The sequence below is a fragment of the Pseudomonas sp. Q12-87 genome, from assembly GCF_001269755.1.
GTDB classification, from domain to species: domain Bacteria; phylum Pseudomonadota; class Gammaproteobacteria; order Pseudomonadales; family Pseudomonadaceae; genus Aquipseudomonas; species Aquipseudomonas fluorescens_S.
Map to the genome: position 1 here is coordinate 20,569 of NZ_LHVI01000003.1, position 21,924 is coordinate 42,492.

Sequence of the window (21,924 nt, forward strand, 5' to 3'; positions counted from 1 at the left end):
AAAAGACCCCGCTCAACCAGGTTGAGCGGGGTCTTTTTGCAGGTATTGCTTACGGACGCTTGCGATTGCTGATCAACGTACCCACGCCGGTATCGGTGAAGATCTCCAGCAGGATCGCGTTCGGTACCCGCCCATCGATGATCAGCGAGCTGCCAACCCCACCCTGTACCGCTTCCAGTGCGCAACGGATCTTCGGCAGCATGCCGCCATAGATGGTGCCGTCGGCGATCAGGTCGTCGACCTGTTGCGTCGACAGCCCGGTCAGCACTTTGCCTGACTTGTCCATCAGGCCGGCGATGTTGGTCAGCAGCATCAGCTTTTCAGCTTTCAGTGCTTCGGCGACCTTGCCGGCCACCAGGTCGGCGTTGATGTTGTAGGACTCGCCGTTGGCGCCCACACCGATTGGCGCGATCACCGGAATGAAGTCGCCCTTGACCAGCAGGTTCAGCAGGTCGGTGTTGATGCCGACCACTTCGCCCACTTGGCCGATGTCGATGATTTCCGGCTGGGTCATCTCCGGTGTCTGGCGGGTCACGGTGAGTTTCTTCGCCCGGATCAACTCGGCGTCCTTGCCGGTCAGGCCAATGGCGCTGCCGCCATGACGGTTGATCAGGTTGACGATGTCCTTGTTGACCTGGCCGCCCAGGACCATCTCCACGACATCCATGGTCTGCGCATCGGTGACGCGCATGCCGTCGATGAAGTGGCTCTCGATGGACAACCGCTTGAGCAGATCACCGATCTGCGGGCCGCCGCCATGCACCACCACCGGGTTGATGCCCACGGCCTTCATCAGCACGATGTCGCGGGCGAAGCCGGTCTTCAGCTCCTCGCTTTCCATCGCGTTGCCGCCGTATTTGATCACCAGGGTCTTACCGACGTAGCGTCGGATATAAGGCAACGCTTCGGACAGGACCTTGGCGGTATTGGCGGCGGCTTCGCGTTCGAGGGTCATTCAGGGCTCCGGTGGTACGTCAGAAAATCAAAACGGTAGTTGGAGATCAGGTGCGACACGTTTGAGTTGGGCGTGGAACACATCCTTGATGCGCTGCAGTTCAGCTTCGTTGTCAGCCTCGAAACGCAGCACCAGCACCGGTGTGGTGTTGGATGCGCGAACCAGGCCCCAGCCTTGGGGATAGTCGACCCGTACACCATCGATGGTGGTGAGTTCGGCGCCTTCGCCCCATTGAGCGTCATGCAGTGCATCAATGATGCTGAATTTGCTCTCTTCGGTCACATGGATATTGATTTCTGGCGTAGAAATATCGTTCGGGAAGGTCGCGAACAGCTCTTCGGCGCTCGATTGCTCCTTGCTGAGGATCTCCAGCAGGCGCGCGGCGCTGTAGATGCCGTCGTCGAAACCGAACCAGCGCTCCTTGAAGAAAATGTGGCCGCTCATTTCACCGGCCAGCAGGGCGCCGCTCTGTTTCATTTTTTTCTTGATCAAGGAATGACCGGTTTTCCACATCAGTGGACGACCGCCGTATTCCTTGATCAGCGGCACCAGGCGACGGGTGCACTTAACGTCGAAGATGATTTCGGCGTCAGGATTGCGCGCCACCACGTCCTTGGCGAACAGCATCAACAGGCGGTCCGGGAACACGACGCTGCCGGTATTCGTCACCACGCCCACGCGGTCGCCGTCGCCGTCGAAAGCCAGGCCCAGGTCGGCATTGGTTTCCTTGACCTTGGCGATCAGGTCTTGCAGGTTTTCCAGCTTGCCCGGGTCCGGATGGTGGTTAGGGAAGTTGCCGTCGACGTCGCAGAACAGGGGGATGACTTCGCAATTAAGCGCTTCGATCAGTTGCGGGGCAATGACGCCAGCCGCGCCGTTACCGCAATCGACCACCACTTTGAGGCGGCGGGCGAGTTTCACGTCCTTGACGATTTCGTCGTTGTAGCGTTCCAGGATATCGACCTTGGTCACGCTGCCCTGGCCACTGCTCAGGTCATTGGTCTTGAGGCGGGTGTGCAGGGCCTGGATCTGCTCGTTGGCGAGGGTGTCGCCGGCGATGACGATCTTGAAGCCGTTGTAGTTCGACGGGTTGTGGCTGCCGGTGAGCATGACCCCGGATTTGCCGGCCAGCACGTTGGCGGCGTAGTACAGCGCCGGTGTCGGGACCAGGCCCACATCGCTGACGTGGCAACCACTGTCGGCAACGCCTTTGATCAATTGTTCGACCAGCTCGGGGCCGGACAAGCGGCCATCGCGGCCAACGGACACGTTCGGTTCACCCTGGGCCAGGCTCTGGGAGCCAATGGCGCGGCCGATCCAGTAGGCGGTTTCGGCGGTGAGAGTTTCCGGTACCACGCCGCGGATGTCGTAGGCGCGGAAGATGCTGTCAGGGAAGATCGGGGCGATTGCGGCTGGGGTGTTCATGGGCGGGGCGCTCTATCAGGAAAATGACTGGACAGGCCGACGGGTAGCGTCGGCAGGCTCAAGCTGAAGGGTATGACGGCGTTTTTGACAGAGAGTTCGTGGTGGGAAAGTGCCATGAGACAGCGTTACCCCGATCGCCCTCGCCTAATACATTGATTCCGGATGGGAAACCTAGCAGAAAGCCATTGCGCATTTTTTGCCCTGAAACACAAGCTTAATAAACAGGCCGGGCAACGCACCCGGCCTGGAGCGCCAGGATCAGTGGCTACCGGAATGCCCGAAACCGCCAGCACCGCGCTGGCTTTCGTCGAATTCCTCGACCAGTTCGAAGTGCGCCTGGACCACGGGAACCAGCACCAGTTGCGCGATGCGCTCGCCTACGGCGATGTTGAACGCTGTTTGACCGCGGTTCCAGCACGACACCATCAATTCGCCCTGGTAATCGGAGTCGATCAGGCCTACCAGGTTGCCCAGCACGATGCCGTGCTTATGGCCCAGGCCGGAGCGCGGCAAAATCAATGCGGCCAGGCCTGGGTCGCCAATGTAGATCGACAGGCCGGTGGGGATCAGCAGGGTCTGGCCCGGCTCCAGGATTGTGTCCTGCTTGAGCATCGCCCGCAGGTCGAGGCCGGCGGAGCCCGGTGTGGCGTACTGTGGCAACGGGAATTCGTTGCCGATGCGTGGGTCGAGAATCTTGGCTTGTAAGGCGTGCATGAAAATTAAACCTGGTTCAGACGTTCGGCGATAAAAGTGATCAGCTGGCGGGCAATCTTGCCTTTGCTGGTCTGGGCGAAAAGCGTGGCGTGCAACTGGCGGTCGATCACGCTGCAGGCGTTTTCTTCGCTGTTGAAGCCGATGCTCGGGTTGGCGACGTCATTGGCGACGATCAAGTCCAGATTCTTGTCCTTGAGCTTGCGCGCGGCGTAATCGAGCAAGTGTTCGGTCTCAGCGGCGAAGCCGACGCTGAACGGACGGTCGGGACGGGTGGCAATGCTGGCGAGGATGTCCGGGTTGCGCACCATTTGTAGTAACAAGCCGTCGCCGCTTGTAGGGTCTTTCTTCAATTTTTGCGGGGCAACGACTTCGGGGCGGTAGTCCGCCACCGCAGCCGAGGCGATGAACAGGTCGCACGGAATCGCCGCCTCGCAGGCCGCGAGCATGTCCCGGGCGCTGACCACGTCGATGCGCGTGACCCGGTCCGGGGTCGGCAGGTGCACGGGGCCGGTGATCAGCGTCACCCGGGCACCGGCTTCCACGGCGGCCTCGGCCAGTGCAAAGCCCATTTTTCCCGAGCTGTGGTTGGTGATGTAGCGCACCGGGTCAATGTTTTCCTGGGTTGGCCCGGCAGTAATCAGCACATGTTTGCCGGTCAAGGCCTGGCGCTGGAAGCAGTCGGCGGCGCATTGGGCAAGGTCGGTGGCTTCAAGCATGCGCCCCATGCCGACATCGCCGCAGGCCTGGCTGCCGGACGCGGGGCCGAAGACTTTCAGGTCACGGCTCTGGAGCAGTTGCAGGTTGGCCTGGGTGGCCGGGTCGCGCCACATGGCCTGGTTCATGGCCGGCGCGACGGCAACCACCGCGTCGGTGGCGAGCACGAGGGTAGTCAGCAGGTCATCGGCGATGCCTTGTGCCAGGCGGGCGATCAGGTCGGCGGTGGCCGGGGCGATCAACACCAAGTCTGCCCACTTGGCCAGCTCGATGTGGCCCATGGCGGCTTCGGCCGCCGGGTCGAGCAAGTCCAGGTGAACCGGGTGCCCGGACAGGGCCTGCATGGTCAACGGCGTGATGAATTCACTGCCGCCGCGAGTCATGACCACCCGTACTTCCGCGCCCTGGTCGATGAGCCTTCGAACCAGATCGGCGCTCTTGTAGGCGGCAATGCCGCCGCCGACGCCCAGAACGATGCGTTTCCGATACAGCCGCTGCATAGGCCTGCCTTTCGATTTCAGTGGTCAGTGCAAGACGAACCCCTTGGCAGCAGCCTGCCAGGGCGCAAATCGCCTGCAAAAAAGATGGGCTACGATATCACAGCGACCGCTACGGAACAGCGGCGCCCACATTCAGGGAGATGCTATGAGTATTCGCGATTGGCCCGTGGCCGAGCGGCCACGGGAGAGGTTATTGGCGCTGGGGGCGGGGAGTCTTTCAGACGCCGAACTGTTAGCGATTTTTTTACGCACCGGTGTGTCCGGCAAAAGCGCGGTGGATCTGGCACGACAACTATTGATTCAATTTGGCAGCCTGCGCGCGCTGCTTGAAGCTGACCAGATCACATTCAGCAATCATATGGGTCTGGGCCCGGCGAAGTTCGCCCAGCTGCAAGCGGCTCAGGAAATGAGCCGTCGCCATTTGGCGGAGCGGGCACGGGAAAAGACCACACTGGAAAGTCCCTTTGCGGTCCGTGAGTACCTCAAGTCCATGCTGCGCCACGAACCCCACGAGGTGTTCGGTTGCCTGTTTCTCAATGCCAAGCACCAAGTGCTGGCCTACGAGACGCTGTTTCGCGGTTCTATCGACAGCGCCAGCGTCTACCCTCGGCAGGTGGTCAAGCGCGCCCTGGCCCACAACGCCGCTGCGTTGATCCTGTGTCACAACCATCCTTCAGGCAACACCGAGCCCAGCCAGGCCGACCGGATGCTCACCGGGAGGCTTCAAGAGGCGTTGGAGTTGATCGATGTGCGGGTGCTCGATCATTTCATTGTCGGCGATGGAGATCCGCTGTCGATGGCGGAGTATGGGTGGATGTGAGGCAGCGACAAGCTTTCAGCTTCAAGCCGCAAGCTCAGAGCCGGGTGTGATCTGCTCTTGAGCTTGCAGCTTGCAGCTTGCAGCTTGCAGCTTGCAGCTTACGGCTTGAGGCTGACCTTCGAATAATCCTGCCGCCCAAATGGGCTCACCGCATAACCCTGCACATCCTTGCGGGTCAGCGCGAAGGCGGTCGGGTGCGCCAGGGGCAGCCATAAGGCCTGTTGCTGGATCTGGGCCTGGGCCTGTTCGTAGAGCTTGGCGCGCACGCCTTGCTCGCCGGTGGTCTTGCCGGCGCTGATCAGCTTGTCCAGGTCAGGGTTGCAATAGCGGGCGAAGTTGGTGCCGGACTTGACCGCCGCGCAGGAAAACTGCGGCGTGAGGAAGTTGTCCGGGTCGCCGTTGTCGCCCGCCCAGCCCATGAACAACAGGTCATGCTCGCCGGCCTTGGCACGACGGATGAGTTCGCCCCATTCGATCACCCGGATTTCGGCCTGGATGCCGATTTCTGCCAGGTCCGATTGCAGCAACTGCGCGCCGAGGCTGGGGTTGGGGTTGAGCAGGCTGCCGGAAGGGCGGGTCCAGATGGTGGTCTTGAAGCCGTCCTTGAGGCCGGCCTTGGCCAGCAGCTCACGGGCCTTGGCCGGGTCATGGTTGTAGCCGGGCAAGCCCTTGGCGTAGCTCCAGGTGTTCGGCGGGTACGGGCCGTTGGCGGCTTGAGCGGTGCCTTCGAAAACGCTCTTCAGATAGCTGGCCTTGTCAAAGGCGAGGTTGATGGCTTGTCGTACCTCAGGCTTGTCCAGCGGCGGATGCTGGCTGTTGATCGCCACGAACGCGGTCATGAAAGCGTCGGTCTGGGCCACGTTCAACGTAGGTTCCTGTTTGGCGGCCTGCACGTCCAGCGGCTTGGGCGACAGAGCGATCTGGCATTCGTTGCGGCGCAATTTCTGCAGGCGCACATTGGCGTCCGGCGTGATGGCAAAGACCAGCGGGTCTACCTGAGGCTTGCCGCCGAAATAAGCCTCGTTGGCCTTGTAGCGGATCGAGGCGTCCTTCTGGAACCGGCTGAAAATGAACGGGCCGGTACCGATCGGCTGGCTGTTGAGTTTTTCTGGAGTGCCAGCCTTCATCAGTTGCTCGGCGTATTCAGCCGAATAGATGGAGGCAAAGCCCATGCTCAAAGTCGCCAGGAACGTGGAGTCGGCATGATCGAGGGTGAAACGCACGGTCAGCGGGTCCAGCGCGTCGATTTTCTTGATCAGCGCCGGCAATTGCATGGATTGGGCATGCGGGAAGCCGCTCTGCGCCACTTTGTGCCAGGGGTTTGCCGGGTCGAGCATGCGCTCGAAGCTGAACTTCACGTCTTCGGCAGTCAGGTCCCTGCGCGGGGTGAAGTATTCGGTCTGGTGGAACTTGACGTTGGGGCGCAGCTTGAACAGATACGTCAGGCCGTCGGTGGAGACTTCCCAGCGGTCGGCCAGGCTGGGGACCACTTTGCCGCTGGCGGTGTCGAAATCCACCAGGCGGTTCATCAGCACGTCGGCAGAGGCGTTGGTGGTCGTCAATGAATTGTACTGGACGACATCGAACCCTTCCGGGCTGGCCTCGGTACAGACACTCAAGGCGGCAGCCTGGGCCAAGGGGCTGAGCAGCAGCGGGGCGAGCAACAAAGGTAGGGCAGCGAGGCGCATGATCGGTTTTCCTGTGCAGGTCGAAGGCCCATCTGCGAGTGCAGTCTGGAAAAGGCCTACCCTAGTGGGCTCGCTGGTAAATGACTATCCCCTTTTTACATTTTCCGGCACTCTGCAACGGCACGCCCGTGGTAGAAACCCGTGGCGAACGGTGAAAAACCTCGATGCAGCGACGAGCGGTCGGAGGCTGCGCCAGCCTTTGCCCTAGCCGTCCGGCGCGGTCGGGCGATGCTTCGGCGTGAAGACAAATCACATCGGCTGTTGTTGCACGGTGGTCTTTCTGGTATAAAGCAGCGCTCTTTTCTAGGGGCCCGGTTCCTTCACTGTAGGTGTAGCCGGTAAGACCCTTAAAGAAACGCGGCGCCTGGCGCCAAATGACTGAGAGATTAAGCGGCCAACCCATGCCGGGTTGGGCATGTGGTTTTAGAGGGCTGAGGCATGTCGAGAGTCTGTCAAGTTACCGGTAAGGGTCCGGTGACTGGGAATAACATTTCCCACGCAAACAACAAAACCCGTCGTCGTTTCCTGCCGAACCTGCAGCATCACCGCTTCTGGGTTGAAGAAGAGAAACGTTTTGTGCGTCTGCGCGTATCTGCCAAGGGCATGCGTATCATCGACAAGCGTGGCATCAGTGTCGTGCTGGCCGAACTTCGTCGCGATGGCAAGGTTTAAGGGAGCTAATCATGCGTGAATTGATTCGTTTGATCTCGAGCGCCGGTACTGGTCACTTCTACACTACCGACAAGAACAAGCGTACTACCCCGGACAAAATCGAGATCAAGAAATATGATCCGGTTGTTCGCAAGCACGTGATCTACAAGGAAGGCAAAATCAAGTAATTGATTTTTCCCTCTTACAAAAAAGGCCCGTATCGCGAGATACGGGCCTTTTTTGTTGTGCTCAGGTTTGGGGGGCAGTGACGCTATCGTTCAACCGCAGTTGATGCTGACGATGATCCTGTCGGCATTGGTGTGCAGGTTGATGCGTCGCGGACGCAGATCCCAGCTTGTAGGGTATTTCGGGCCTGTGGCGCGAACGGGCGCGCCGTTGGCCAGGGCGCGAACCTCTTCAAGCAGCTCGGGGGTGCATTTTTGGCCGATGGTGTATTGAGCGATGGCCAAGTCGCATTGATCGGGTAAGACGGGCATGTTGCCTCCTTGCAATATTGATAGGTCGGGACGCTCACCTGTCGGGTTGGCCGCACGTCCTGTGCGTAGCCGTTGCGACAAAAAATCCGTGACGCCCGCGGGCAGTTTCATCTGCCGTGGTACTCGTCGACCAGCGAAAGAGTGTCAGCTGCTTTTTCGGTCGGGCTCAAGCCTTCTGCTCGAACACCACATAGATCTTGCGGCACGGCTCCAGCACTTCCCAGGTGCCGGTGAACCCGGCCGGAATCACAAAGCGGTCACCGGCCCGCAGGGTCTTGGCATTGCCATCGTCGTCCCGCAGCACGGAGACGCCCTGGACGATCTCGCAATATTCATGCTCGGTGTAATTGACCCGCCACTGGCCGATGGCGCCTTCCCAGACCCCTGCATTCATCTGCCCGCACGGGCTGTTGTAGTGGTTGAACACCGCTTGTTCGGGGTCGCCCTTGAGCACTTTGGCCGCGTCCGGGCGATAGCGTTCGGCGATGGTATTGGCCTGGCTGAAATCGACGATGTCCTGAATGCTCATGCGGGTGATCCCCAGTGATAGCTTGGAAAGTCCCGAGTCTATGTTTATTAAAACGAACATCGCAAGGCCGTTTTCCAGCGTTGTGTCAAATATATTGAAACATGACCGGCCGCTGGTTTAGGGTGGCGGATGCCCTGTGCCAAAAATAGCGCCGAAACGACGCCGAAATCAGGCTGGCCGGGCAGAATTCTTTGGACGCTGCGCAGTGCGCGGCGTTCTCACTCAATAAGAGGAGGACACACGCATGACCACCCTGACTCGTGCCGACTGGGAACAACGCGCCCGCGACCTGCAGATCGAAGGCCGTGCCTTCATCAACGGCGAGTACACCGATGCGGTGTCCGGCGAAACCTTCGATTGTCTCAGCCCGGTCGATGGCCGCTTGCTGGGCAAGGTCGCCAGCTGCGATGCCGCCGATGCCCAGCGAGCCGTCGAAAACGCTCGTGCCACTTTCAACTCTGGCGTCTGGTCACGCCTGGCGCCAAGCAAGCGCAAAGCAACCATGATTCGTTTCGCCGGGCTGCTCAAGCAGAACGCCGAGGAATTGGCCCTGCTCGAAACCCTGGACATGGGCAAGCCGATCAGTGACTCCCTGAACATCGACGTTCCCGGCGCGGCACAAGCGCTGAGCTGGAGCGGCGAAGCCATCGACAAGATCTACGATGAAGTGGCCGCTACCCCGCACGATCAGTTGGGCCTGGTAACCCGCGAGCCGGTGGGCGTCGTCGGCGCTATCGTACCGTGGAACTTCCCACTGATGATGGCCTGCTGGAAGCTCGGTCCGGCGCTGTCCACCGGTAATTCGGTGGTGCTCAAGCCGTCGGAGAAATCCCCGCTGACTGCCATTCGCATTGCGGCATTGGCCATCGAAGCCGGCATTCCGAAGGGCGTACTGAACGTGTTGCCTGGCTATGGCCATACCGTCGGCAAGGCCCTGGCGCTGCACATGGATGTCGATACGCTGGTGTTTACCGGTTCCACCAAAATTGCCAAACAGCTGATGATCTATTCCGGCGAGTCCAACATGAAACGCGTCTGGCTGGAAGCCGGCGGCAAAAGCCCGAACATCGTGTTCGCCGATGCCCCGGACCTGCAAGCTGCGGCCGAGTCCGCTGCCAGCGCCATCGCGTTCAACCAGGGCGAAGTCTGCACCGCCGGCTCGCGTTTGCTGGTGGAGCGTTCCATCAAGGACACGTTCCTGCCCCTGGTGATCGAGGCCCTCAAGGGCTGGAAGCCAGGCAACCCATTGGACCCGGCCACCAATGTCGGCGCCCTGGTGGATACCCAGCAGATGAACACCGTGCTGTCCTACATCGAGGCGGGTCACAGCGACGGCGCCAAGCTTGTGGCCGGTGGCAAGCGGATTCTCGAGGAAACCGGTGGCACCTACGTTGAGCCAACGATTTTCGACGGTGTGAGCAATGCGATGAAAATCGCCCAGGAAGAAATTTTCGGCCCGGTGCTGTCGGTCATCGCCTTCGACACGGCCGAAGAGGCTATCCAGATCGCCAACGATACGCCGTACGGCCTCGCCGCAGCGGTATGGACCCGGGACATCTCCAAGGCCCACCTCACCGCCAAGGCGCTGCGTGCCGGCAGCGTGTGGGTCAACCAGTACGATGGCGGCGACATGACCGCACCGTTCGGCGGCTTCAAGCAGTCGGGCAACGGTCGCGACAAGTCGCTCCATGCGTTCGACAAATACACCGAGCTGAAGGCGACCTGGATCAAGCTCTGACATTGTCGGCCCGGACCCTGTCCGGGGCTTTCATGTCACACAGGTCATTGTGGGAGCGGGCTTGCTCGCGAAAGCGGAGTGTCAGTCAACTTAGCTGTTGAATGGGAAACCGCCTTTGCAAGCAAGCTCGCTCCCACATTGTTTTGCGCGGTGCCTGGAAAACCGATAACCATCCACAGGAGCGTGGAAATGCGTTGGGCGACCTATTTCGCCGTGTTGGCGTCGGTGCTGAGCGTCGGCCTGGCCCTGGGCGTGAGCATGCCGCTGGTATCGCTGCGCCTGGAGGGCTGGGGCTATGGCTCGTTTGCTATTGGGGTGATGGCTGCCATGCCCGCCGTCGGGGTGTTGCTCGGGGCCAAGGTATCGAGCCGGCTGGCGGCGCGCTTCGGCACCGCCGCGCTGATGCGTCTGTGCCTGTGGGGCGGCGCCGTGTCCATCGGGCTACTGGCGCTGCTGCCCAGTTATCCGGTCTGGCTGCTGTTGCGCCTGGTGATCGGCGTGGTCCTGACCTTGGTGTTCATCCTGGGGGAAAGCTGGATCAATCAACTGGTCATTGAGAAATGGCGTGGGCGATTGGTGGCGCTGTATGGCAGCAGCTATGCCCTGAGCCAGTTGTCCGGCCCGTTGCTGCTGGGCGCGTTGGGGACTGATCATGACTATGGATTCTGGGTGGGCGTCGGCCTGCTGCTGATTGCACCGTTGCTGTTGCTGGGCCGTAGCGGCGCGCCGAGCAGCGAGGCCGGCAGTGTCACGCTCGGCGATTTATGGGCGTTTTGCCGAGGCTTGCCGGCGATTGCCTGGGCCGTCTCGTTGTTCGCCGCGTTCGAAGCGATGATCCTCACGTTGTTGCCGGTGTATTGCTTGAGGCAAGGCTTCAATGCCGACATCGCATTGGCGATGGTCAGTACCGTGGTGGTCGGTGATGCCTTGCTGCAGTTGCCCATCGGCGCCCTGGCCGATTACCTGTCGCGCCGGGCGTTGTTCATGGGCTGTGCGGTGGCGCTGACCTTATCGAGCCTGGCGGTCCCGCTGCTGATCGACACCTGGCTGATCTGGCCGCTATGGGTGCTGTTCGGCGCCAGCGCGGGTGGTTTGTTTACCTTGTCGTTGATCCTGATCGGCGAGCGTTATCGCGACGATGCACTGGTACGGGCCAACGCCCATATCGCGCAACTGTGGGGGCTCGGTTGCCTGATCGGTCCGCTGGCAGCAGGGGCGGGTAGCCAATGGGTCAGCGGGCATGCGCTACCTTTGTTCATGGCGGCGGGGGCGTTCGGCCTGGTGATTCTGTTGTTGCGCCAAGGGGCCTTTGGGTCCGCCCAAACCGCTTGAGAACCCCCGTGGCGAGGGAGCTTGCTCCCGCTGGACTGCGAAGCAGTCCCGGCTTTTGCGGTTGCTGCGCAACCGAGCGGGAGCAAGCTCCCTCGCCACCAAAAGCGGGCTACCTCTAAAGCATCCGCTCCAACCCGACGGTCGTGCTGAACCAGGCATTGAACCGGCGCCACCAGCTGCCCGGTTCGCGGTCCATGTCATGTAATTGGCCGTTGTCTTCAGTCGTCCATACCAGCTTTCCATTTTCCAGCCGTGCCTGGTAACTCAGGGCGGGCGCCATGCCTTGCAGCGCGAGTTCGCGTACCTGGCCGGCGAGTTCCGGGCTGTCCACGAGCACGCCGACTTCGGTGTTCCACAGCACTGAGCGCGGGTCGAAATTGAACGAGCCAATGAAAGATTTCTGCCGGTCGAAAGTCATCGCCTTGCTGTGCAGGCTGGAGTCCGATTCGCCGTAGGACTTGCTGTAGAACAGGTGAGGGCTGCTGCCTTTGTCGCCCGGTTGGCGCCGCAGTTCGAACAGGCGTACGCCATGTTGCAGCAGGGCCTTGCGATAGGGGGCATAACCACCATGCACCGCCGGCACATCGGTGGCCTCCAGGGCGTTGGTCAAAAGGCTCACCGATACCCCGGCATCGGCGCGGCTGGTCAGGTACACCAGGCCTGGCTGGCCGGGAACGAAATACGCCGAAATCATGATCAGTTCTTTGCTGACTCCCTCCAGCTCAGGGGCCAATTGCGTGGTCAGCAATAAATGCGGATCCGGCTCGCCCGTTGCCAGTACTTTGCTGGGCGCGTCCCACAGCGCCTGGTTCCAGGCCCAGATCAACTGAGTGCGCCAGGTGTCCAGCCGCGGTTGGGTCTTGTAGCGGGTCAGTTGCTGATAGAGCGCATGATTTTCCTGCTGGGTCTGTTCCAGGGACTCTTGCAGACGCAGGCGACTGTTGGCCAAGTCCTTGGCGGCAGGGCGGTGAGACAGGAACTGCTCGATGGGTTTGCTCAGGGCGCTGTTCCAGTATTGATCAAAGCTTTGCCCCAGTTGCTGAGCCACCGGTCCGACGCCAAGCAGGTCGATGTCGGTGAAGTTCAGGTTCGGTTCGGCGTCGAAATATTCGTCACCCAGATTGCGGCCGCCGACGATGGCCATGCTGTTGTCCGCCAGCCATAACTTGTTATGCATCCGCCGGTGTTGTTGCGACAGGTTGAGCAGCCGCCCGAGGTTGCGAGTCACGCCGGTCGCGCGCCCCAGGTGCAAAGGGTTGAACAGGCGTATCTGGATGTTCGGGTGGGCGGCGAGGGTCGCGATGATCTGGTCCAGGCCATCGCTGGTGGTGTCGTCCAGCAGGATGCGCACGCGCACGCCCCGGTCGGCGGCCTTGAGCAGCTCGTCCACGAGCATTCGTGTGCTGATGCCGTCATGGACAATGTAGTACTGCAAGTCCAGGCTGCCTTGGGCGTGGCGGATCAACTCCGCGCGGGCGGTGAAGGCATCGGTGCTGTCCGAGAGTAGCCGGAAGCCGGATCGTCCTTCATGGGCGGCGACCTGGGTCTGGACCGAGCGGCCGAACGAAGATTCGGCGGCGGGCAACGCCTCGGAAGGCTCGCGTGCAATGTCTAAACTGGCGCAGCCGCTCAACAGCGAGGCGACTAGCAATAGCGCAGGCAGGATCGGTCTGGATCTCACGTAGGATCGTTCCGCTTGTTTGCGTTGATCGGCGTCAGGTGCTGCATCCTTTCGTACAGGTCAGACGCTGCCGCGCTGGGTTTCGTTCAACAGCGCAGCAGCGGCAACTCCTACCTTGCGCACGGCCTCTTCGATCTGCGTCGTTGGCTTGGCAGCGTAGTTCATCCGCAAGCAGTTGCGGTACTTGCCCGACGCCGAAAAAATGCTGCCGACGGCAACCTGTACGCCTTGGTCGTGCAGGACTCGATTGAGCTTCAGGGTGTCGAAGCCTTCAGGCAATTCCACCCACAACATGAAGCTGCCCCGCGGGCGACTGGCACGGGTGCCGGGCGGAAAATAGCGGCTGACCCAGTCGATCAATATGTCGCGATTACGCTGGTATTGCGTGCGCATCCGGCGCAAGTGAGGTTCGAAATGCCCACCCTGGAGAAACTCGGCGATGGCGATCTGCGGTTGTGGCGCGGTGGAGCCGGTGCTGATGTATTTCATGTGCAGTACCCGCTCCAGGTACCGGCCCGGTGCGACCCAGCCAATGCGCAGGCCTGGCGCCAGGGTCTTGGAAAAAGAACTGCAGAGCAGGACGCGGCCGTCGTCGTCGAAGGACTTGATGGTGCGAGGTCGCGGGTACGTGTAGGCCAGTTCCCCATACACATCGTCCTCGATAATCGCCACGTCGAAGCGTTGCGCCAGGGTCAGCAGAGCGCGCTTGTTGGCCTCGGGCATGATGTAGCCCAGCGGGTTGTTGCAGCTGGGGGTCAACTGTATGGCTTTGATCGGCCATTGTTCCAATGCCAGTTCCAGGGCCTCCAGGCTGATGCCGGTCAGCGGGTCGGTGGGAATCTCCAAGGCTTTCATGCCCAGGCCCTTCAGGGTTTGCATGGCCCCGTGAAAACTGGGTGAGTCCACCGCGACGATGTCGCCTTGTTCGCAGGTGGCGCGGATGCTGACGGACAACGCCTCGTGGCAGCCCGTGGTGACGATCAGGTCGTTGGGCCCCAATTGGCAGCCGGAGGCCAGCGACAGCCGGGCGATCTGTTCGCGAAGCGCGAGGTTGCCGTAGATATTGTCGTAATACAGGCCTGGCATGTCTTGCCGACGGCTGATCTGCGCCAGGCTGCGCAGCAGCGGTTTCATGGTCGGCGAGTTGATGTCAGGCATGCCGCGTCCCAGCTGCACCACGTCCGGGCGCGGTACGGCGCGTATCAGCTCCAGCACTTGGTCCCACTGGGAGATATCCACCGGGCGTTGGGCCGGGCGACCTACTACCGGCAAATCCGGCAGCTCGCGACTCACGGGGACGAAATAACCGGACTTGGGCCTCGGCATCGCCAGCCCGCTGTCCTCCAGCACACGGTAGGCCTGCTGTACCGTGCTGAGGCTGACACCATGTTCCGTGCTCAAGGCGCGCACCGACGGCAACCGATCACCAGGGCGATAGAAACCCTGTTCGATACGGGTGCCGAGCAATTCGGCGAGGTTCACGTAGAGGGTCATGGTGCGCTCCCGAGGAGGTGGATAAGAACAACCAATACAGTTGGCTTGGAAAATGACGATTCAGTGTCAAAAAGCGGCAATCTGTATTGATATAAAAGACATGGGTTGAATCTGTATTGCTTTTGGCCGTCCGCGCATCATGAAAGCTCTGGCTACCCAAGTAAACAGGAGCGATCAAAATGAACGGCTTGAGCGATGTGCGGCTGACGTTACACAGTCAGGAACTGGCGGCAGGGCAGGATAATGGGCTGCGCAGCGCGACGTTGCGCAACGCACCGTCCGACCTGAGTCGCTGGGCCCTGTTCTGGCACCGCCTGCATACACGCAAGGCCTTATTGGAACTTACACCCGAACAGTTGCGCGATATCGGGCTGAGCCGGGAGCAGGCGCGGGTGGAGGGGCTAAAGCCGTTCTGGCGGCTTTGAAACGGTAAAGAACCGTGGCGAGGGAGCTTGCTCCCGCTGGGTTGCGTAGCAGCCCCAAGATTTTTACGGTCGCTGCGCGGTCGAGCGGGAGCAAGCTCCCTCGCCACGGGGGCTGAATTCAAACCAGTTCTTTCAACCGATGCCACAACATCCCCAGCGCCAGCAACGGGGAGCGCAGGTGCTTGCCGCCAGGGAAGGTCATGTGTGGCACTTGGGCGAAGAGGTCGAAGCCGCCGCCTTGCTGGCCGCTGATAGCCTCGGCCAGCAGCTTGCCGGCCAGGTGCGTGGCATTGAGTCCATGACCGGAATAGGCCTGGGCGTAATACACATTGGGTTGATCCTTGAGCCTGCCGATCTGTGGCAAACGGTTGGCACCAATGCCAATCATGCCGCCCCATTGGTAATCGATCTTCACGTCCGCCAATTGCGGGAAAACCTTGAGCATTTTCGGGCGCATGTAGGCGCCAATGTCCTGCGGGTCGCGGCCCGAATAGTGACAGGCACCACCGAACAGTAGGCGCCGATCCGCCGAAAGCCGGTAGTAATCCAGCGCGACTCGTTGATCGCAGACCGCCATGTTCTGCGGCAACAGCGCCTGTGCCTGGGCCTGGCTCAAGGGTTCGGTGGCGATGATGTAGCTGCCAGCCGGCAGCACTTTGCCGCCCAATTGCGGATTGAGGCCGTTGAGGTAGGCGTTGCAGCCCAGTACCAGCGTCTTGGCGCGGACCGAGCCCTGTTGGGTATGCACCTTTACTTCGGGGCCGTAATCGATACGCGTGACTGCCGATTGCTCGAACAACCTGACGCCCATTTGCTGCGCGGCGCCAGCCTCGCCCAGGGCCAGGTTAAGCGGATGCAAATGGCCGGAACCCATGTCGATCAATCCCCCGACATAGCGATCCGAACCCACCACGCTGTGCATTTCATGGGCTTGCAACAGCCGGGTCTGGTGGCGATAACCCAGGCTGCGCAGTTCTTCAACCTCTTCGGCGAAGCCTTCCAGGTCGCTGGGCTTGTTGGCGAGGTCGCAATAGCCCCAGGTCAGGTCGCACGGGATCTGGAAACGCTCGACGCGCTGCCGGACGAGTTCCACCGCCTCAAGGCCCATGAGTTTCATCTGGCGCACACCGTCGGTGCCGATGATCGGCGTGAACTGGTCGAGGCCATGGCCGACGCCACGGATCAATTGACCACCGTTGCGTCCACTGGCGCCCCAGCCGACCCTGTGTGCTTCCAGCAAAACGACGCTCATGCCACGTTCGGCCAGTTCGATCGCCGTGTTCAGCCCGGAAAACCCGCCGCCGATCACGCAGACATCCGCCACCAGCTCGCCTTGCAGCACCGGATGGTCCGGCTGCGGCAGGCTGCTGGCGGCGTAATAAGAGTCGGCGTGGGCGTGGCTCGGGACAGGTTGCTGAGCACGGGCGTTCATGTGCGTAATCCTGATTTTTGTGTTTGAGAAATTTTACGGAGCATAAGCCGTGGGTTCGCCTACGGGCAACACTGGTCGCCTGGCGCTGTCTGGTGCACGGCTTTTAAGGCAGAATCCCGGGCAGTCCCACCTCGGTAAGTGCCACGATGAGCTGCAACGGTCAAAAAATTCGCGCGCTGCGCCAGCAGATTCCCTCGTTCGAGTGCGTACCGGGCTGCCATGACTGTTGTGGGCCGGTGACCACTTCACCTGAAGAAATGGCTCGCCTGCCCCGCAAGACCCGCGCCGAACAGGACGCGGCCATGGAAGCGCTCGATTGCGTGCATCTGGGGCCAAACGGTTGCACGGTCTATGACGAGCGACCGCTGATCTGTCGGCTGTTCGGCACCACGGCGACCTTACCGTGCCCCAACGGGCGGCGGCCGGTGGAGTTGATTCATCCCCGGGTCGAAAAGCAGATCCATGAATACATGGCCAGCACTCGGCAGGTGCTGGTCTAGCCGCCAGGGATACCCAGTCGCGGCCTTCGCGGGCATCCAGGCGACCACTTCCAGAATCAGCGTTAATCCGGAATCGGCAGGCTCAAGCTCTCCTTCACTTCCTCCATCACGATATAACTCTTGGATTCGCGCACGTGAGGCAGCTTGAGCAGGATGTCGCCCAGCAGCTTGCGGTACGAAGCCATCTCGGAAATCCGAGCCTTCACCAAATAGTCGAAATCTCCTGAAACCAGGTGGCACTCCAGCACGTGGGGCAGTTTCAACACGGCGCGTCGGAACTCTTCGAAAGTGTCGCCGGATTTGTAGTCCAGGCTGATCTCGACGAATACCAGCAAGCTACCCTTCAAGTGCTGCGGGTTGAGCCGGGCGTTGTAGCCCATGATGATGCCCTCGCGCTCCAGGCGCCGTACTCGCTCGGTGCAGGGCGTGGTGGAGAGTCCGACCTTTTCCCCCAGTTCGGTGAAGGAGATCCGCCCGTCCGCCTGAAGGATGCGCAAGATGTTGCGGTCGATCTTGTCCAGCTCGCGTTTGGTCTGGGTGTTGGTACGCACAGGTGATGCGCCTCCATGAAAAGGGTTTTTGCCGAGAATTCTCGCCAAATATAGGCATTTATATAGTGAAAAGCACTGGCTAATCTTTTTTACACTGCGCCTATCTAAGCTTTGTACAACAAACGTCAGCGGTTATCCGCGATGAGGGCATCAACATGCGCGTTCTGGTCTTGGGTAGCGGCGTCATCGGTACCGTCAGTGCTTATTATCTGGCCCGCGCCGGGTTTGAAGTGGTGGTGGTCGACCGTCAGCCGGCGCCCGCCATGGAAACCAGTTTCGCCAACGCCGGCCAGGTGTCGCCGGGTTATGCCTCGCCATGGGCAGCGCCGGGTGTGCCGCTCAAGGCCATCAAGTGGCTGCTGCAGCGCCATGCGCCGCTGGCGATCAAGGCGACTGCCGATATCGACCAGTACCTGTGGATGGCGCAGATGCTGCGCAACTGCACCGCCAGCCGCTATGCCATCAACAAGGAACGCATGGTCCGTCTGTCCGAGTACAGCCGTGACTGCCTCGACGAATTGCGCGCCGAAACCGGTATTGCCTATGAGGGCCGTAGCCTTGGAACCACGCAGCTGTTCCGCACCCAGGCCCAGCTCGATGGCGCGGCGAAAGACATTGCCGTTCTGAAGGAGTCCGGTGTGCCGTTCGAAGTGCTCGACCGCGCAGGCATTGCCCGGGTCGAACCGGCCCTGGCTAACGTCACCGATATCCTGGCCGGTGCCTTGCGCCTGCCCAACGACCAGACCGGTGACTGTCAGATGTTCACCACGCGCCTGGCGGAAATGGCTGTGAAACTCGGTGTGCAATTCCGTTTCGGCCAGGACATCCAGCGCCTGGACTTCGCCGGTGATCGCATCAACGGTGTCTGGATCGATGGCAAGCTGGAAACCGCCGACCGCTACGTCCTCGCCCTGGGCAGCTATTCGCCGCAATTGCTCAAGCCTCTCGGGATTCGTGCTCCGGTGTATCCGCTCAAAGGCTATTCCCTGACTGTGCCGATCACCGACCCGGCAATGGCGCCGACTTCGACCATTCTCGACGAAACCTACAAGGTCGCGATCACCCGGTTCGACAACCGAATTCGCGTGGGTGGGATGGCGGAGATTGCCGGTTTTGACCTGTCCCTCAACCCGCGCCGGCGGGAAACCCTGGAGATGATCGTCAACGACCTTTATCCTCAGGGCGGCGACCTGGCCCAGGCAAGCTTCTGGACCGGGCTGCGTCCGACCACGCCGGACGGCACCCCGATCGTGGGCGCGACACCTTTCAAGAACCTGTTCCTGAACACCGGCCATGGCACTCTCGGATGGACCATGGCGTGTGGTTCCGGTCGCCTTTTGGCCGACCTGATGGCGAAGAAAAAACCACAGATCAGTGCCGAAGGCCTCGATATTTCCCGTTATGGCAACAAACACCAGGAGTCTGCAAAACATGTCAATCCAGCGCCAGCTCACCAATGACCGCATGAGCCAGGTTGTCGTGCACAACGGCACCGTTTACCTGGCGGGACAGGTCGGCGACGACATGAGCGCCGGTATTGAGCAGCAGACCCGCGAAGCCCTGGGCAATATCGAGCGTTTGCTCGACCTCGCCGGGACGGACAAGAGCCGCCTGCTGTCGGTGACGATTTACCTGAAGGATGTCGAGACCCACTTTGCAGGCATGAATTCGGTCTGGGACAAATGGCTGCCCAAAGGCGTCGCCCCGGCCCGTGCCACAGTCGAGGCCAAATTGTGCGAGCCAGAGATCTTGGTGGAGCTGTCCGTCGTGGCCGCGCTGCCCTGATCCTGGCAAAACGATCCCTCTCCCGGTGCTGTTGGTGGTTCGTGCCGTCAGCCAGCGCCGGTTTTTTTTCATGACCGTCTAGAAGCCTGCCGCCATGCGTCCTGCCCGTGCCCTGATCGATCTTCAAGCCCTGCGTCACAACTACCATTTGGCCCGCGAACTCAGCGGGGCCAAGGCCTTGGCGGTAATCAAGGCTGATGCCTACGGGCATGGCGCGGTACGGTGCGCCGAGGCGTTGCAAGACACGGCGGACGGGTTTGCCGTGGCCTGCATCGAAGAGGCGCTGGAGCTGCGTGCCGGCGGGATTCGTGGGCCGGTCCTGCTGCTCGAAGGCTTCTTCGAAGCCAATGAGTTGCCGTTGATCGTCGAGCATGACTTCTGGTGCGTCGTGCATTCGCTGTGGCAACTCGAAGCGATTGAGAAGGCGACACTGAGCAAGCCGATCACGGTCTGGCTCAAGCTCGATTCCGGGATGCATCGGGTCGGGTTGCATCCGGCCGATTACCAGGCGGCCTATCGCCGCTTGCTGGCCACCGGCAACGTGGCGAAAATTGTGCTGATGAGCCACTTCGCCCGTGCCGATGAACTGCATGATCCCAGCAGCACCGAGCAATTGGCGGTATTCGATGCGGCTCGCCAGGGGCTGGCGGCGCAGATCAGCCTGCGCAACTCACCGGCCGTACTGGGCTGGCCGCAGATTCCCAGCGACTGGGTGCGTCCGGGCATCATGCTCTACGGCGCCACGCCCTTTGACGAGCCCAACGCTGTCGCCGCGCGCCTGCAACCGGTCATGACCCTGGAATCGAAGATCATCAGCGTGCGTGAGTTGCCCGCCGGAGAACCGGTGGGCTATGGTGCCCGCTTCGTTACAGCGCAGCCGACCCGGGTCGGCGTGGTCGCCATGGGGTACGCCGACGGTTACCCGCGCCAGGCGCCGAACGGCACGCCGGTGCTGGTGGATGGGCAGCGCAGCCAACTGGTCGGACGGGTGTCGATGGACATGCTGTGCGTCGACTTGACCTCCATCCCCCAGGCCGGGCTCGGTTCGACCGTGGAGTTATGGGGCAAGAACATCCTCGCCAGTGACGTCGCGAAGGCTGCCGATACGATTCCTTACCAGATCTTCTGCAACCTGCGCCGAGTGCCACGGCTCTATTCCGGGCATTGATGCGGGGCGCAACCTACCGAAAGTCGCTTCACCGCACAGGATTCGGGCCAAAGTGTTGTAAATACTGAACGCTGTCGCCATGATAACGCTCACTTTCCTCACAACCTGATTCCCTGGAGGCTCCTGCATTGGACGTCGGTGAACGACTGCAATCCATTCGTAAACTCAAAGGCCTTTCCCAGCGTGAACTCGCCAAGCGCGCGGGCGTCACCAACAGCACTATTTCGATGATCGAGAAAAACAGCGTGAGCCCCTCGATCAGCTCGCTGCGCAAGGTCCTTGGCGGGATTCCCATGTCCATGGTCGAGTTTTTTTCCGAAGAGATCCTCCAGGAGAAACCGACCCAGATCGTCTACAAAGCCAACGAGCTGATCGACATTTCCGACGGCGCCGTGACCATGAAACTGGTGGGCCGGGCACACCCGAGCCGGGCGATTGCCTTCCTGAACGAGATCTACCCGCCGGGCGCTGACACCGGCGAGGAAATGCTCACTCATGAAGGTGAAGAAACCGGGATCCTGGTGGAAGGGCGACTGGAACTGGTGGTTGGCGTCGAAACCTTCGTGCTCGAGGCGGGCGACAGCTACTATTTCGAGAGCACCAAGCCCCACCGTTTCCGTAATCCGTTCGATGCGCCGGCGCGACTGATCAGCGCAGCCACGCCGGCCAATTTTTAGGAAAAGAGGCGCCGGGCCCCAGGGCACGGCGTTCAAGGAGTGAGCCGGCATTGCGAACAAGACCCTTGCGACTTTGGGGTTGTTTCAGTGTGACGGGCTTACCGCTATACTTGCGCCCGCCTGCAAACCGTGGCCGCAGGCGTGACTAGCCACCATTGAGGGTGTACGCGTGAACCTAATTATGAAAATGCTGGCTGCACCAGCAACCGTATTGGCCCTATGGGCTGCGAGCGCTCAAGCGGCGCCCAACGACGAAATCGCCAAGCGCCTTGAACCCGTCGGCCAGGTTTGCGTTCAGGGCAAGGAATGCAAGGGTATGGAAGTGGCCACTGCGGCTGGCGGCGCTGGCGGTGCCAAGAAGCCTGCCGATGTGATTGCCAAACACTGCAACGCTTGCCACGGCACCGGCCTGCTGGGCGCGCCGAAGATCGGTGACAAGGCTGCCTGGAAAGAACGCGCCGATCACCAGGGCGGCCTCGACGGCATCCTGGCCAAGGCCATTACCGGCATCAACTCCATGCCGCCTAAAGGTACCTGCGCCGATTGCTCGGATGACGACCTCAAGGGCGCCATCAAAGAGATGTCTGGCCTGTAATTCGCCTGCTTCTTTCACAAAACAGCCGCTTACGAGCGGCTTTTTTGCGCCTG

The 21,924-nt window shown here is 61.0% G+C and carries 22 protein-coding genes and 1 pseudogene; 12 read left to right on the forward strand and 11 right to left on the reverse strand.

Annotated features, from left to right (window positions below; all coding sequences use genetic code 11):
- Positions 1 to 49: 49 nt before the first annotated feature.
- From argB to coaBC, 4 genes and pseudogenes are all read right to left on the reverse strand, one after another.
- A complete protein-coding gene (gene argB / locus AD663_RS00920) occupies positions 50 to 955 on the reverse strand; it encodes an acetylglutamate kinase (protein WP_003177267.1) in 906 nt (301 codons plus the stop codon).
- A gap of 27 nt (positions 956 to 982) precedes the next feature.
- Positions 983 to 2,386: pseudogene (locus AD663_RS00925) on the reverse strand (phosphomannomutase/phosphoglucomutase); the annotation flags it as partial.
- Between the two features lie 252 nt (positions 2,387 to 2,638).
- A complete protein-coding gene (gene dut / locus AD663_RS00930) occupies positions 2,639 to 3,094 on the reverse strand; it encodes a dUTP diphosphatase (RefSeq protein ID WP_003177269.1) in 456 nt (151 codons plus the stop codon).
- Between the two features lie 5 nt (positions 3,095 to 3,099).
- The gene (gene coaBC, locus AD663_RS00935) at positions 3,100 to 4,308 is read right to left on the reverse strand and encodes a bifunctional phosphopantothenoylcysteine decarboxylase/phosphopantothenate--cysteine ligase CoaBC (RefSeq protein ID WP_003177270.1); all 1,209 of its coding nucleotides are present in this window, start codon (positions 4,306 to 4,308) and stop codon (positions 3,100 to 3,102) included.
- A 145-nt stretch (positions 4,309 to 4,453) separates the two neighbouring features.
- Here coaBC and radC point away from each other — a divergent pair, with 145 nt between their 5' ends.
- Complete coding sequence (gene radC, locus AD663_RS00940) at positions 4,454 to 5,128, forward strand: DNA repair protein RadC (protein WP_053213113.1); 675 nt, start codon at positions 4,454 to 4,456, stop codon at positions 5,126 to 5,128.
- 98 nt (positions 5,129 to 5,226) lie between these two features.
- Here the strand turns inward: radC and AD663_RS00945 are convergent, their stop codons facing one another.
- The gene (locus AD663_RS00945) at positions 5,227 to 6,816 is read right to left on the reverse strand and encodes an ABC transporter substrate-binding protein (RefSeq protein ID WP_003177272.1); all 1,590 of its coding nucleotides are present in this window, start codon (positions 6,814 to 6,816) and stop codon (positions 5,227 to 5,229) included.
- 438 nt (positions 6,817 to 7,254) lie between these two features.
- Between AD663_RS00945 and rpmB the strand changes: the two genes are divergently transcribed.
- Both rpmB and rpmG read left to right on the forward strand, forming a co-directional pair.
- Entirely contained in the window at positions 7,255 to 7,488 is a 234-nt protein-coding gene (gene rpmB / locus AD663_RS00950) for a 50S ribosomal protein L28 (protein WP_003177273.1), read from the forward strand.
- 11 nt (positions 7,489 to 7,499) lie between these two features.
- Positions 7,500 to 7,655: a 50S ribosomal protein L33 gene (gene rpmG, locus AD663_RS00955; RefSeq protein WP_003177274.1), complete on the forward strand. Its 156-nt coding sequence runs from the start codon at positions 7,500 to 7,502 to the stop codon at positions 7,653 to 7,655.
- Between the two features lie 90 nt (positions 7,656 to 7,745).
- Here rpmG and AD663_RS00960 read toward each other — a convergent pair whose 3' ends face one another.
- Together AD663_RS00960 and AD663_RS00965 are read right to left on the reverse strand one after the other, a co-directional pair.
- The gene (locus AD663_RS00960; RefSeq protein ID WP_033045874.1) at positions 7,746 to 7,964 is read right to left on the reverse strand and encodes a peptidase inhibitor; all 219 of its coding nucleotides are present in this window, start codon (positions 7,962 to 7,964) and stop codon (positions 7,746 to 7,748) included.
- Positions 7,965 to 8,130: 166 nt separating this feature from the next.
- The gene (locus AD663_RS00965) at positions 8,131 to 8,493 is read right to left on the reverse strand and encodes a cupin domain-containing protein (protein WP_003177276.1); all 363 of its coding nucleotides are present in this window, start codon (positions 8,491 to 8,493) and stop codon (positions 8,131 to 8,133) included.
- A 244-nt stretch (positions 8,494 to 8,737) separates the two neighbouring features.
- On the opposite strand from AD663_RS00965, the gene AD663_RS00970 reads away from it, so the two are divergent.
- The gene (locus AD663_RS00970; protein WP_003177277.1) at positions 8,738 to 10,231 is read left to right on the forward strand and encodes an aldehyde dehydrogenase; all 1,494 of its coding nucleotides are present in this window, start codon (positions 8,738 to 8,740) and stop codon (positions 10,229 to 10,231) included.
- A 189-nt stretch (positions 10,232 to 10,420) separates the two neighbouring features.
- A complete protein-coding gene (locus AD663_RS00975; protein ID WP_053213114.1) occupies positions 10,421 to 11,563 on the forward strand; it encodes an MFS transporter in 1,143 nt (380 codons plus the stop codon).
- Between the two features lie 115 nt (positions 11,564 to 11,678).
- Here the strand turns inward: AD663_RS00975 and AD663_RS00980 are convergent, their stop codons facing one another.
- Positions 11,679 to 13,244 carry a phospholipase D family protein gene (locus AD663_RS00980; RefSeq protein ID WP_053213115.1) on the reverse strand — a complete coding sequence of 522 codons (1,566 nt, stop codon included), beginning with the start codon at positions 13,242 to 13,244 and terminating at the stop codon, positions 11,679 to 11,681.
- Positions 13,245 to 13,304: 60 nt separating this feature from the next.
- On the reverse strand, positions 13,305 to 14,738 hold the full coding sequence (locus tag AD663_RS00985; protein WP_003177280.1) for a PLP-dependent aminotransferase family protein: 1,434 nt from the start codon (positions 14,736 to 14,738) through the stop codon (positions 13,305 to 13,307).
- A 179-nt stretch (positions 14,739 to 14,917) separates the two neighbouring features.
- Here AD663_RS00985 and AD663_RS00990 point away from each other — a divergent pair, with 179 nt between their 5' ends.
- Positions 14,918 to 15,163 carry a DUF1127 domain-containing protein gene (locus tag AD663_RS00990; RefSeq protein ID WP_003177281.1) on the forward strand — a complete coding sequence of 82 codons (246 nt, stop codon included), beginning with the start codon at positions 14,918 to 14,920 and terminating at the stop codon, positions 15,161 to 15,163.
- 118 nt (positions 15,164 to 15,281) lie between these two features.
- Here the strand turns inward: AD663_RS00990 and AD663_RS00995 are convergent, their stop codons facing one another.
- Complete coding sequence (locus AD663_RS00995; protein ID WP_053213116.1) at positions 15,282 to 16,595, reverse strand: FAD-binding oxidoreductase; 1,314 nt, start codon at positions 16,593 to 16,595, stop codon at positions 15,282 to 15,284.
- Between the two features lie 146 nt (positions 16,596 to 16,741).
- Between AD663_RS00995 and AD663_RS01000 the strand changes: the two genes are divergently transcribed.
- A complete protein-coding gene (locus AD663_RS01000; protein ID WP_003177283.1) occupies positions 16,742 to 17,095 on the forward strand; it encodes a YkgJ family cysteine cluster protein in 354 nt (117 codons plus the stop codon).
- 62 nt (positions 17,096 to 17,157) lie between these two features.
- Here AD663_RS01000 and AD663_RS01005 read toward each other — a convergent pair whose 3' ends face one another.
- Positions 17,158 to 17,646 carry an Lrp/AsnC ligand binding domain-containing protein gene (locus AD663_RS01005; protein ID WP_003177284.1) on the reverse strand — a complete coding sequence of 163 codons (489 nt, stop codon included), beginning with the start codon at positions 17,644 to 17,646 and terminating at the stop codon, positions 17,158 to 17,160.
- 155 nt (positions 17,647 to 17,801) lie between these two features.
- Between AD663_RS01005 and dadA the strand changes: the two genes are divergently transcribed.
- From dadA to AD663_RS01030, 5 genes are all read left to right on the forward strand, one after another.
- Positions 17,802 to 19,106 (forward strand): D-amino acid dehydrogenase, encoded by a 1,305-nt coding sequence (dadA, locus tag AD663_RS01010; RefSeq protein ID WP_003177285.1) that lies wholly within the window; start codon positions 17,802 to 17,804, stop codon positions 19,104 to 19,106.
- The gene (locus tag AD663_RS01015) at positions 19,078 to 19,431 is read left to right on the forward strand and encodes a RidA family protein (protein ID WP_003177286.1); all 354 of its coding nucleotides are present in this window, start codon (positions 19,078 to 19,080) and stop codon (positions 19,429 to 19,431) included. The genes dadA and AD663_RS01015 overlap by 29 nt, the downstream gene beginning before the upstream one ends.
- Before the next feature lie 94 nt (positions 19,432 to 19,525).
- Positions 19,526 to 20,599 (forward strand): alanine racemase, encoded by a 1,074-nt coding sequence (gene alr / locus AD663_RS01020; RefSeq protein ID WP_053213117.1) that lies wholly within the window; start codon positions 19,526 to 19,528, stop codon positions 20,597 to 20,599.
- Positions 20,600 to 20,727: 128 nt separating this feature from the next.
- On the forward strand, positions 20,728 to 21,276 hold the full coding sequence (locus AD663_RS01025) for a cupin domain-containing protein (RefSeq protein ID WP_003177288.1): 549 nt from the start codon (positions 20,728 to 20,730) through the stop codon (positions 21,274 to 21,276).
- Between the two features lie 181 nt (positions 21,277 to 21,457).
- A complete protein-coding gene (locus AD663_RS01030; protein ID WP_003177289.1) occupies positions 21,458 to 21,871 on the forward strand; it encodes a cytochrome c5 family protein in 414 nt (137 codons plus the stop codon).
- Positions 21,872 to 21,924: the final 53 nt, after the last annotated feature.